Source organism: Aquiflexum sp. (genome assembly GCF_041749095.1).
Lineage (GTDB): Bacteria > Bacteroidota > Bacteroidia > Cytophagales > Cyclobacteriaceae > Aquiflexum.
Genome location: NZ_JBGTCA010000315.1, coordinates 1 through 12,207, shown reverse-complemented (window position 1 = coordinate 12,207; position 12,207 = coordinate 1). Strand labels below are relative to the sequence as shown.

General features: G+C 39.6%; 9 protein-coding genes. 6 read left to right on the top strand and 3 right to left on the bottom strand.

Going from position 1 to position 12,207, the window contains the following annotated elements:
* Both ACEW8O_RS14615 and ACEW8O_RS14610 read right to left on the bottom strand, forming a co-directional pair.
* On the bottom strand, positions 1-1,308 hold a 1,308-nt coding region (locus tag ACEW8O_RS14615; RefSeq protein ID WP_373495366.1), incomplete at its 3' end, for a SusC/RagA family TonB-linked outer membrane protein.
* 246 nt (positions 1,309-1,554) lie between these two features.
* A complete protein-coding gene (locus ACEW8O_RS14610; RefSeq protein WP_373495365.1) occupies positions 1,555-5,568 on the bottom strand; it encodes a two-component regulator propeller domain-containing protein in 4,014 nt (1,337 codons plus the stop codon).
* A 250-nt stretch (positions 5,569-5,818) separates the two neighbouring features.
* Between ACEW8O_RS14610 and ACEW8O_RS14605 the strand changes: the two genes are divergently transcribed.
* The 6 genes from ACEW8O_RS14605 to ACEW8O_RS14580 all read left to right on the top strand — a co-directional run bounded on the left by ACEW8O_RS14605 (position 5,819) and on the right by ACEW8O_RS14580 (position 10,965).
* Entirely contained in the window at positions 5,819-7,282 is a 1,464-nt protein-coding gene (locus tag ACEW8O_RS14605; protein ID WP_373495364.1) for a sulfatase, read from the top strand.
* A 296-nt stretch (positions 7,283-7,578) separates the two neighbouring features.
* Positions 7,579-8,433 (top strand): DUF6597 domain-containing transcriptional factor, encoded by an 855-nt coding sequence (locus ACEW8O_RS14600; RefSeq protein WP_373495363.1) that lies wholly within the window; start codon positions 7,579-7,581, stop codon positions 8,431-8,433.
* Between the two features lie 137 nt (positions 8,434-8,570).
* Complete coding sequence (locus tag ACEW8O_RS14595; protein WP_373495362.1) at positions 8,571-8,954, top strand: BBE domain-containing protein; 384 nt, start codon at positions 8,571-8,573, stop codon at positions 8,952-8,954.
* A 43-nt stretch (positions 8,955-8,997) separates the two neighbouring features.
* On the top strand, positions 8,998-9,495 hold the full coding sequence (locus ACEW8O_RS14590) for a nuclear transport factor 2 family protein (protein ID WP_373495361.1): 498 nt from the start codon (positions 8,998-9,000) through the stop codon (positions 9,493-9,495).
* Positions 9,462-10,073, top strand: a complete 612-nt coding sequence (locus ACEW8O_RS14585; protein WP_373495360.1) for a cupin domain-containing protein — start codon at positions 9,462-9,464, stop codon at positions 10,071-10,073. Before ACEW8O_RS14590 ends, ACEW8O_RS14585 begins: the two co-directional genes overlap by 34 nt.
* A gap of 25 nt (positions 10,074-10,098) precedes the next feature.
* Entirely contained in the window at positions 10,099-10,965 is an 867-nt protein-coding gene (locus tag ACEW8O_RS14580; protein ID WP_373495359.1) for an alpha/beta fold hydrolase, read from the top strand.
* 158 nt (positions 10,966-11,123) lie between these two features.
* Here ACEW8O_RS14580 and ACEW8O_RS14575 read toward each other — a convergent pair.
* Positions 11,124-12,207: type IX secretion system plug protein domain-containing protein (locus ACEW8O_RS14575; RefSeq protein WP_373495358.1), on the bottom strand; the 1,084-nt coding region annotated here is incomplete at its 5' end.

Sequence of the window (12,207 nt, the reverse complement as noted above, 5' to 3'; positions counted from 1 at the left end):
TTCATAATCACCAATGAAACCTGTTTCCAATACATGGTTGATTGGAAAGGAGAAGTTTACGTTTTCGTAAGCCCCATTTACAAACCCCAATTCTCCATTTGGATAACGTACAGGAATGGTTGGTGCTGATCTCTGAAACTGGTTGATGATACCAGTCTCTCCAGTGATTGCTCCAGGACCGCCCCTTGGCCCTCTGAATTTGGCCCAATAGGCATTCGTAACATTTGTTACTGTCAACCAACTGTTCGGAGTAGACCTAAGGTTGATTCCTAATGTATATCGCTCATTTTGGAATTTCCCTTGCACAACAGCCTCTTGGTTAAGGTAACTTAAAGACACCCTATAAGTAGTCTTTTCTGTTCCACCGGAAAAACCCAGATAATGGCTTTGTATCGGCGCATCCCTCAAAGCAACATCCGCCCAATTGGTATTGGCATATCTTTCTGGCATCGTTCCATTTCTAATGGCATCAATTGCTTCTTCAGAATATCTTAGAGGTGCGTCAGGGCCATTGAAGTTGAGGTCCCTTTCATTTCTCAAGAGCGCATAGTCTACACCATCCAAATATTCAGGAATAACAGTTACTCTCTGAAAACCTATAAAGCTGTTATAATCAACAGAGAATTTTCCTTTGACTCCTCTTTTGGTGGTCACTACGATGACGCCATTCGCACCTCTTGCTCCATAAATCGCTGATGCAGATGCATCTTTCAGGACCGATATACTTTCTATATCCGATGGTGAGAGGTTATTGAATTCTCTCAATCCATCATATTGGATATTATCAATCACCACTAGTGGATTGGTCCCTCCAAATGAGCCCTGACCTCTAATAATGATACCTGATTGATCAGATCCCGGAAGTCCACTTCCTTGGGTCAATTGAACACCTGCAAACCGACCATACATTAATTGTCCTGAATTGGTCACGGGTTGATTGACGGCCTCATCGAATCTCACTGTTTCAACCGCACCTGTAAGGTTGAGCTTTTTCTGCTCTCCATAACCCACCACCACAAATTCATCCAATTGTGCCACACTTTCGATTAGATTGATGTTAAGGGTTGATTGGTTTCCAACTTGAATTTCCTGGGATTGATAACCGATAAAGCTGAATACCAAAACGGATTCCGAAGATGGCACCTCAATCGTAAAACGACCATCGATATCCGTAACGGTTCCACGGGTGGTACCTTTGACTGTGATAGAGACTCCCGGTATCCCATCGGTATCAGTTTCGGAAACTACAGTTCCCGAAACCTGTCTGCCCTGCTGAAAGGCCTCGGCTTGATAAGCTAAACCAATCAATAAGGGTAAGATTAAGCATAGACTCTTTCGCCGGCAATGCGAAAGACAATTATCAAATCCACTCTGAGTAAATAATGAGTACATAGACATGTATTTAGGTTTATTGTTGTTGTAGAATTTTTCTACAATCAAATATCATTTTTATCTAACCAATGGAACGGTATCAATCAATCAACTTGGGGGTGAAATCATTCAAATTTGAAAAATGCCTCATTGGGTGATTTTGATGCGGTTTTTTGAACATGTTTATTTAATTCCTTCCAAAATCTTAGTTTTATACTCCGATGGAAGGCATCCAAATTGTTGTTCGAATGAGTTTTTGAAGTACTTGTAATCATTGAAACCTGATTCAAATGCCACCTGACTGAGCTTGATATCGGATTGCAGGATTATTTGGGCAGCCTGCTTGAGTTTGATAGACCTAATAAAGCCTGTAAGCGATAATCCTGTCAATGATTTAATTTTTCTAAAGAGCGTGGATTGACTCATAAAAAGCTCCTCAACCATGGTTTCAATTCCAAAATTTTCATTTTGAAGATTATCATTGACCAACTTAATGGCTTTTTCAATAAACTCTGCATCAAGGGTGGATTCATGTACTTCTTCCGTATTTGGCTGAAACCTAACCTTATTGAAAAAATATTCTCTTAATTTCCTCCTATTTTCAAGGATGTTGGCAATTTTGGTTTTGACAATACCTGGATTAAATGGCTTTGTAATGTAATCCTCTGCTCCTGTCTGCAATCCTTCCATTTCATAGTCTAAAGAAGTCCTGGCCGTGAGCAGAATTACAGGGATATGAGAAGTACTGATTTGACCTTTTATTTCCTGACAAAGCCTGATACCATCCAAATTGGGCATCATCACATCGGAAACTACCAAATCAGGCATTTCTCTAAGAATAATAGACAGTGCATCTGCACCATCTTCAGCTTCAAGAATTTCATATTCATCTTTGAGAAGTTCCCTTAAATACGCTCTGATATCTTCATTATCATCAGCTACCAAGATCGTGAATGGTTTGTCATTTTTCGAATCAGCTACGTCTTCTAACAGGTCAAAATCCAAATCTTCATGCAAACCCAGGGATTCAATGTCCAATGTCTCGATTGTTGATTTGTCTTCCTTAGGTTGTGATGACAGCAAAGGCAATTCCAAAATGAACGTTGTACCCTGATTAAGCTGACTCTCAACGTTGATATTACCCCCATGCAAATCCATTATATTTTTGGAGAAAGCCAATCCGATACCGCTACCGACCATTTTGGCGGAATCTGATTGTTGTACTTGAAAAAATCTATTGAAAATTTTCTCCTTATTTTCTTCTGAAAGTCCAATTCCTGTATCTGTTACCAAGAGTGCCAGTTTATTGTTGCTTACCTTAATTTGCAGATTTACATGACCATGATCCTTGGTATATTTAAATGCATTGGAAAGAAGGTTACAAATGACTATTTCCATTTGATCTCTATCAAAATCTACCATAAATTTTTCGACATTGCTGTCAAAATGATAGCTGATTTTCTTCCTTATGGCGACATTTTTGAAACTATGGAAAATCTCTCTGCTAAATCCAACAAAATCTGATTTAGTCAGCTTAAGCTTTAATAATCCATGCTCTGATTTTCGGAAATCCAATAACTGATTGATTAAATTGAGCATGCGCTTGGAATTGATCTCAATCAGTCCAAGTTTTTCTTTTACAGTATTTTCCAGCTCAAAAGACTCCAACAATTCTGTCACAGGGCTAAGGATCAAAGTCAAAGGCGTCCTGAATTCATGTGAAATATTGGTAAAGAATGTAATCTTAGCCTCATTGAGCTCGTGTTCTTTCTCTTTTTCTATTTGAATGATTCTCAGTTCAGCTTCCAACCTTGCCTGCCTGCTTGAAAAATGCCTGACCAAAACCAAAATCCCTACGATGACCAAACCGTAGATGACAAAGGCATACCAGGAATACCATGGTGGAGTGGCAATAAAAATGGCCAGTTTTTTCTCATCTGACCAGTCCTGATTATTTCTACTTGCCCTCACCAACAATTCATAGCTACCAGAACGGAGACCTGTAAAGTTGATTTCGTTTTTGACACCAAGATTGATCCATTCATTTTGAAGTCCTATCAATTTATAGGCATAAGTGATATTTTCCGGTCCAAAGAAATCGTTGGCGGCAAAACTCAATGAAAGGTGGTTTTGAGCATAGCCTAAATTTATCTTATCAGTTCTCTGAATAGACTGGGTCAATACTACCTTGCCATCCACCTCTTCACCAACGTCCAGCTTTTTATTGTTGACAACCAATTCGGTAAATACAATTTCCGGTACATTAAATTCATCTGAAATATTTTCCGGATCAAAGGTAATGACACCATTTGAGCCCCCGAAATACAACATCCCATTTTTATCAACCAATGATGAGGAGATGTGAAATGAATTGATCATTACGCCATCTTCCCTGTCATAATTGATAAAGTTTTTGAGTTCTTTTTGAAATTTGGTGATGGTCGTTGTCGTACTTAACCACAAGTTCCCTTGCTTATCTTCCTCAATAGCACAAATAAAATCATTGATCAGTCCTTTGTTGCGGTCAAAAAACTCCTCAAGCTTCAACGTGTTGTTTTCGTAGCTAAGTACGCTTAACCCTGTCGGCGTACCAAGATAGATTTTCCCATTACTGAAATGCAGGTCATTGATAATGATGCTCGTAGCCCGCTCACTGATCAAACTCTGCTGATTGTAAAACCGGTCATTATTGTCATCATAGAGATTCAGACCGGAATAGGTTGCCAACCAAATATTACCCTTTGCATCTTCCTTGATATGGCTGATTCTGTTGTTGTCCAATACACGCTGATTTTCCGACTCAGAATAGATTTTTAGATTTTTCAACTCAGGGTCTATATCAAAATCAGTCATTTTCAAGCCCCTTTCTTGGGTACCTATCCAAAGTCTATTTTTTGAATCCAAAAGAATAGACATAATCTTTTCGCCGTTAAGTGATCTTTGAATTTTAGAGAAATCGTTGTTCCTGACGATGTAAATCCCAAAAGCTGTCCCAATAAAAATGGTGTTATTTTTTTCATAGATGGTGTTTACCTTACCATTGACGATCTCTTGGATTTTTTCAAAGTCTCCTGCTTGATTTCTTACAAAAACTCCTTCAGTCAAGGAACCCTTGTAAAGTCGTCCATCTTTATCTTTAAAAATTGAAACAATATTTTGATCTATACTGGCATTTTTAGAGTAACCCGATACCAGTTGAAAGCCTTTGTTGGGGTAAAGAATCAAAACCCCTCCATGGGAAGTTGCCAGCCAAGCAATGCCGTTTTTGTCTATATCTATATTCAAAATGATAGAGTAGTTGACATTATCAAAATTTCCACCTTGTGGATTGGTATTGATTTTTTCAAAATGACTGATTTCGAGATCACTGATGTACAATCCATCACCCCAACTGCCCAACCAAAGCCTATTTTTGTTGTCGAGTGCCATCGCCTTGACATAACGCCCTCCGAAATTGACCGGATACTGACTGATTTCTTGGGTGTTGTAATCAAAAGCTTCAAGAAAAACACTGTTATTTCTACTTCCCACCATCCACAGTTTGTTTCTTTTTTTATCTTCAACGAGGTTATACATTATATTCCCGGTGGGAAATTTGAAAAGACGGGCTTCTGATGGATCGTATTTGTGTAAAATAGCTTCTCCGACATACCACATATTGTCATATCGGTCACGGATAATTTTGTACACTGGAACAGACATAGGGTAATGTGTAATCAACTTTTCCTCATTGGGATCAAAGACAAAAACACCATTGCCCCAAGTACCCATCCAGATCATCCCATCTCCACTTTGACTGATCGTAATGACGCGAAGTCTTTTGTTGGGTGTAGTGGAAAAAATATGGTTATAGCTACGGACCTTACTCGTTTTATTGTCTATCACAGAGATTCCGCCTTCTTTGGTTCCGATCCAAATATTATTTGAAGCATCTTTGAAAAGTGTTTCAATATTTTCATTCTCGAATTCAGGATGTTCCAGACCCGGTCTAAAACCGGTAAAATTGTATCCATCGAATTTAGACACGCCCCCTTCTGTAGCAAAGTATTTGAAATTGTCATCGTCACTAATAGTCGTAGTTACGAAGTTGCTCAGCAAGCCTTTCCTTACATCGATAAAATCTATAGAAAACTCTTCATTGCTTTTTTGTCCATGGGCAATTGAACTGAAAGCAAAAAGGAGTATCAGGGATAACATCCTTCTCATTCTTATTTTGAGTCAATATTGTCATTTAATATACCTTAATTTTTCACAAAAACGGCATCTTTTTATTTATAAGGTTTTTTCAAAGTCTAGTTTATATTTAGCAAGGTAATTTTCCAGTAATTCGCATTAGGGGTGTAATCGGTCATTTAATAGGTGTATGCATCCAAAATTTATAAGAGTTTGCGCTATTTATTGGTAAGAAGGAAAAATCAATTTAATATTGATTAAATCAATGACAATAATGAAAACAAGCCCGAAAATATACAACTTCTTGTTACTTGCCACCTTGCTACTTTGCATAAATTCCATTGCATTTGCCCAGCATCAGGAAAAGCCAAATGTCCTATTTATACTTGTTGATGATTATGGTTGGATGGATGTGGGTGCTTATGGAAGTGAATTCTACGAGACGCCAAACATTGATCGATTGGCAAAGAACGGCGTGAAATTCACAAATGCCTATACCGCTTCACCTGTTTGCTCTCCAACCCGGGCAAGTATCAAGACAGGAAAATACCCTTCCAAAACCTACAATACAGATTGGTTTGGCGCTCCCCAGCCTTGGAATTATCATAAGCATTGGACAAGAGACAAACCTTTGATTCCAGCCGAATACAGTCCTAGTTTAGCATTGGAGGAATATACCCTTGCAGAAGCATTTAAAGATGCCGGATACAAAACTTTCTTTGCGGGAAAATGGCATTTAGGGGAAACAGAGGAATACTGGCCCGAACGTCAGGGATTTGATATCAACATTGGTGGTAACGACAGGGGTGCACCTTCTACTGGAAAAAAATATTTTTCACCTTATGACAACCCAAAAATGGAAAACGGTCCTGAGGGGGAATACTTACCTCTAAGATTAGCGCAGGAAACCACTTCTTTCATAGACAACAATAAAGATGATCCTTTTTTCGCATACCTTTCTTTTTACTCAGTGCATACCCCATTGATGACTACCGCAGATCTTGAACTGAAATACCTCAGGAAGCGGGCTAAATTGAACTTGACCGATGAATTCGAACCCGAATATGCCAACAAGAACAGAACCACCCAAGCACATGCTGTTTATGCCGGAATGGTAGAAGCTATGGATACTGCTGTGGGGATGGTCTTGGAAAATCTGGAAAGGAATAATTTATTTGAAAACACCATTGTTGTTTTTTTCTCAGACAATGGTGGCCTTTCTACAGCAGAAGGAAGCCCAACATCAAACCTACCCCTAAGGGCAGGAAAAGGATGGCTTTATGAAGGTGGAATAAGGGTTCCAATGATCATATCCTGGAAAGATCAGATACCCGGTGGAATTGAAAATAACACCCCTGTCATCAGCATGGATTTTTACCCAACGTTGGTTGAATTGGCCGGATTGAAAGAAAGCTTCAAAGGAAATGGAGAAATGGATGGTCTAAGTTTAACACCATTACTCCAAGATCAAACTGGGTCATTATCGAGAGATGCACTTTACTGGCATTATCCACACTACGGCAATCAGGGTGGAAATCCCGGTTCTGTGATTCAGGAAGATGGCTGGAAGCTGATCTATTTTTATGAGGATGGAAGGACAGAATTGTTCAACCTAATGTCTGACATAGAAGAGAGGAATGATTTGGCAAAAACTGAAAAAGAAAAAGCTAAATATCTTCAAAAGAAATTAATGGACTGGCTATCAATCACTCGGGCCAGATTACCTCAGAAAATATAAAACATACTGAAATTTATGAAATTCTTTCATCTAAAATACTTTGGATAGCTACCCTCATAATCTTTTCATATATCTAAGAGCGCTATGGATCCTCTGCTTGGAATATTAAACAGCAATGCAAGAAAGGGTTAAACCGGTGCTATCGTAGAGAAACTAAAACGAACCAATTGACATCCAATTTGTTATTTTATTAAAGCATTTTATATTTTACACAATGAGATACTACGTAAGTTTCGATATCTCCATCAATTAATCCTAATGTCTCTCAAGTAGTATTTCTACAAATAGCTCCTGCTATGAAGTATCAAGAATTTATACCAAACAACCTCTTGAGACCATATATAGACCGTTACTTTTTTATGGTCGCTGACCATTGTATAGAAGATTCGGTGCAGCTCCACTTACCGCCAAATGGCACCAGCGGACTGCTTCTTCAATTCGGGGATTTTTATAAGGTCACTAACCGGATACATCAAATGGATAAACTGCCCAATGTGTATATCATGGGACAGCCCAGCGAATGTTTTACAGTAGAACTGTCGGGAAAGTTTGAAATCATCGGTGTCCATTTTACTCCTACCGGCCTGCACCGCATGTTCTCTCTACCCATTCACGAATTTACCGACCATGGTGCTGATGCTGATCAACTGCTGGGCAAATCTGTAAACCAAATAGGTGAACAGTTATGGGACTGTTCTGAAACATCTAAAAAGGTAGCTAAACTCGAAGCGTATTTTCTAAGGCATCTGACTAGAAGTCAAAAACCCGTCAAGACGGCTGACATTGCAGTGGACAGAATTCTTAAAATGGGAGGACAGGTAGAAATAACCCGCCTGGCCAAGCAACTGAAGGTAAGCCGCCGGACCTTGGAACGCCATTTTTTCCGGAGTGTGGGCTTATATCCCAAGCAATTTTCCCAAATAGCCCGACTTAATCATTTCTTTAAATTATCGCGCAACCAACCCGATTTTTGCTGGCATGATCTGATCCATGCCTGTGGCTACTTTGACCAATCCCATTTTATACGGAATTTCCAATCCTTTATGGGTCAGAACCCTACCCAATACTGGGAAAAGCTTAATCAGCAGGATAACATTAAAAAATCCGTGAGCTTCAGTTGTAGGGGAATTACCGCTGGTACCAGGAAGTAATCTAAGATGATCAGGATTGAAATAGTTGGTGTATACGTACTTTGCAAGCCCCTTTCTTCTATACTTATCTACTTGCAGATAATCCGTTTGGCACTTTTTTACAATACATTGGTTTTCATAGCTTTTAACTTTATAGGATGATTAGAAAGAGATTTGTCGAGGTGCCTACCTCCCAATCCACCATGCACCTCTATCCTGTAAACGGAGCCGCCCACCGTCCCGGTAAAGGCGATACCGCTTGGGAAAAACGAGATGCCAACTGGTCCATGGTAATAGCAGGTGTGGATCATGAAGCAGATAATCACGATAAGATTAAAACTTGGGCTACTGACCTATGGACGGCACTTCACCCGTACTCCTTAAGGGGAGGGTCCTATATTAATTTTATAATGGAAGAGGGAGAAGAAAGGATCAAAGCCACCTATGGGGCCAATTATGAGCGGCTACAGCAAGTGAAGGCTAAATATGATCCTGATAATTTCTTCCATATAAATCAAAATATCAAGCCAAAAAATAGATGAAATATTAAACTTGTTTCACACAATAAAAAAAATAGAATATACTATGAAATCAAATGCGGGCGAACAAATTGATAGGGACATCATATCCACTAAAGATATTCAAAAACTGCTGGACAAAGACGCTATCAAAGAGTTATGGTACCGGAACTGCTACCTTATAGACCAAGGTGAGGTGGATACTGTTATGGAAACATTTACCGAGGATGCGATTATGGACACCGGTGCATTTGGCAGTGCCGAAGGCAGAGAAGCCATACAAATACTGCTTAGGGGGTTATTTACCAAAGAGTTATTGTTTACCAGGCACATGGTGCATATGCCCCTTATTGAAATTGACGGTGATGAGGCTGTCGGTAAGTGGTATTTGGATTGTCCATTGATATTAGGAAATGGTGAAGCGGCTTGGACACAGGGAACTTATAAGCATACATTTCACCGGGTGAACGGGAAGTGGAAAATTTACAAATTTACTTTCGAAGCCAGCTATGTTGCTCCATACGACAAAGGGTGGGCAAAGCAACCTTTTATCGAAGAAAAATAAAAAAAATAAAAAACCAAAGTATGCCCTCAAAAGGACATATAATCATCGACCCCACCAATGGGGACTCTTATGGGGTTATCGAAACAGCCAAAGACACAAACGGAGAGCGGGTTACAGTTAAAACTATGCTTAAGAGTAAAGGGCAAGTTGTTCCCAAACACTTTCACGTCTTGCAAGATGAAACTTTTGAAGTTATTTCCGGACAACTAACTGTCTTGCTAGAGGGGAAGACACATAGAATTTCAGCAGGAAAAAAAATAACATTGCCAAAAAACATCCCTCACAATCATTATAACGATGAAAACAGTCCTGTTACCTACCTTCATTCAGTTACACCGGCATTAGATTTTGACTATTTGATTGAATACTTAGTGGGCTTGGCTGCTGACGGAAAAAGTAAAAACGGAAAATATGGATTAGTTCAAGAGCTGGTTACACTTAAATACCTTGACAGTAAATCATTTCTTGCTGATATACCTGTTGGTTTGCAAAAAGTATTGATGAATACCATTGCTCCAATTGCTCGACTATTGGGTAACCGGGCTGTTTATAAAAAGTACTCGGGAATAGAAAAGTAAATTCCTCGGAAAAAATTGAGAAACCATGGATCTACTTAAAGAAACAATCAAATTCGAGGATTTAAAAGTCCATCGTACGGTATCGGATGATGGTACAGAGATAGCCGGACGTATAATCGGACATGGGCCACCATTGTTGCTCATGCCCGCCGGTCCGGGGGACAGTGAAACAAGTTGGTGCCGCGTCCTGCCATTTTTGATTGCTAGGTTTACCTGTTATCTGGTCAATACCCGTAGCCGAGGGTTGAGCGGCAAGAGTGAGGACCTCTCTCCCCGCCGCCTGGCAGAGGATGTCTCGGCTTTTGCAAAAAGTATAGGGGAGCCAGTGAGTGTGGTTTGTTGGGGTACTTTTGTTTTACCTAATAAAGTATTAAATGGGGAAACGATTAGCGGTATTGCAGCTTATGAACCGTTTGTATCAAATTTGGAATCAAAGGAAGAGACTGAACATCAAAATGAATTGTTTGGCCATATGGGAGAATTGGTCTACAAAGGCCACTATTCTGAAGCGGCCAATTACTTCCTGGAAAATTTCCGCTATTACAACGATGAAGATATGGCTGTTGGCGCTCCTAAAGTTTTCTGGAAAACAGCGGAACCTAATATACCTGTATTTTTTCAGGAATTAGATCAGGCCAATAGGTCTAAGGAACCAGATCCAACAGACCATTCTGTTCTTAGAGAAATAAAGGTACCTACTCTTCTTCTAAAAGGCAGCCAATCCCACCCCATATTCATTAAAAGTATTGATTACTGTTACGAGCACCTGGACAATTCGGAAGTTCGTCAGATTGAAGGTACAGGCCATTTCGGGCCCTATATTAGACCCGAAGCAGTGGCCAGAAATCTGGTAGAGTTTTTCGAAAATGTACAAAAGAAGAAAGATTTATAGCCATAAAAATTGCAAATAACATTTTTTTATAAAAAAGCAGTTAAACTATACCTATTATAACTCCTACACCATGGCTCAAATCATCAAAAAAAAAAAATTCAATAATCCGGATAAGGCCTTAACCTTTCCCAAAGTTAAAGTTGCCACTGTCAATCTTGTCAAAGTCTCCTTTTATTCGGATTCAGGTTCAGATAACTGATCAACTCGTCATATCTTGAAGCCATGTCCCTGTAATAGACGAATACCTCATATTCGTTTTCAGTTTCAAAATAGTTTCCTTCGAATGAACTCATATCCCAGCCTTCATCCGTTTTGAAGGCATATTGGTAATCATACCAACCCTGCTTCAGCAATAAAGTGGCCTGATAGGTATTAGTTTTTTTGTTGAGTTCCATCTTGGCGGAAGGTTCATTGCCCCATTGGGTAAATGCGCCGATGATGTAGGGAGTTTGCTTTAGATTTTCCGCTGCCAGATTAAAGGTGACAAGCATGTATTCGCTTTCCCGTTCATGATTCTGTCGCTCCAGGTTCATGATGGCAAACTGCCCGTTCATATCCAAATATTCAGAATAAACCCCCTGTGGTCTTGGTTTATCAACCACAGCTTCTGCATAGACGATATCATCTTCCATTCTGACCCAAGAAATATTCATTCCTTTGGCACGGACGAATCTCAGGTCTACAAACCTGAATTCATTTCCGCCCCAAAAAACATTGCTTCCGTCAAATAGCTGGTATTCAATCATCTTGGAATCTTCCCTGATCATGGTGGGATTGCCAAGTACCCGGCTGTTGTCCCATCGTTGGTTTTGCCGGATCATGACACGAAGGTTATTTTTTGGATCAAATAGATCACGTGCTTTATAATTGAGGTTGATGTTTATTTGCTGAACCTGTCTCCTGTTTTCTGTCTGGCTGGGTGGTACTACCCTTGCAGCCAAATTGGCGATTTTCTCAAACACCATAAACCTTTTGGTCAAAACAACCTGATTCTGATCTCTTCCTCTATAAACAATTAGGGCATAATTCCCGGATTTGGTTACTCTTGGGGTGACAAAATTATAATGTATATAAGGCACCCGGGTATCAATGGCATAATTGTAATCCAGGATATTGAATTCATTATACTCATTTAGAAACTCAGGTTCCTTGAGGTCGGATGATGTCCAGTCAAAGTTACAATGTACCACTTTGACAGAATACATATCAGGGTCATAAGCCAAATCATCAAAGGACAGGTTG

Excerpts from the sequence above, each read along its gene's own strand:
- ACEW8O_RS14610 (WP_373495365.1), bottom strand. The coding sequence starts at position 5,568 with ATGTTATCCCTGATACTCCTTTTTGCTTTCAGTTCAATTGCCCATGGA.
- ACEW8O_RS14605 (WP_373495364.1), top strand. The coding sequence starts at position 5,819 with ATGAAAACAAGCCCGAAAATATACAACTTCTTGTTACTTGCCACCTTG.
- ACEW8O_RS14600 (WP_373495363.1), top strand. The coding sequence starts at position 7,579 with ATGAAGTATCAAGAATTTATACCAAACAACCTCTTGAGACCATATATA.
- ACEW8O_RS14595 (WP_373495362.1), top strand. The coding sequence starts at position 8,571 with ATGATTAGAAAGAGATTTGTCGAGGTGCCTACCTCCCAATCCACCATG.
- ACEW8O_RS14590 (WP_373495361.1), top strand. The coding sequence starts at position 8,998 with ATGAAATCAAATGCGGGCGAACAAATTGATAGGGACATCATATCCACT.
- ACEW8O_RS14580 (WP_373495359.1), top strand. The coding sequence starts at position 10,099 with ATGGATCTACTTAAAGAAACAATCAAATTCGAGGATTTAAAAGTCCAT.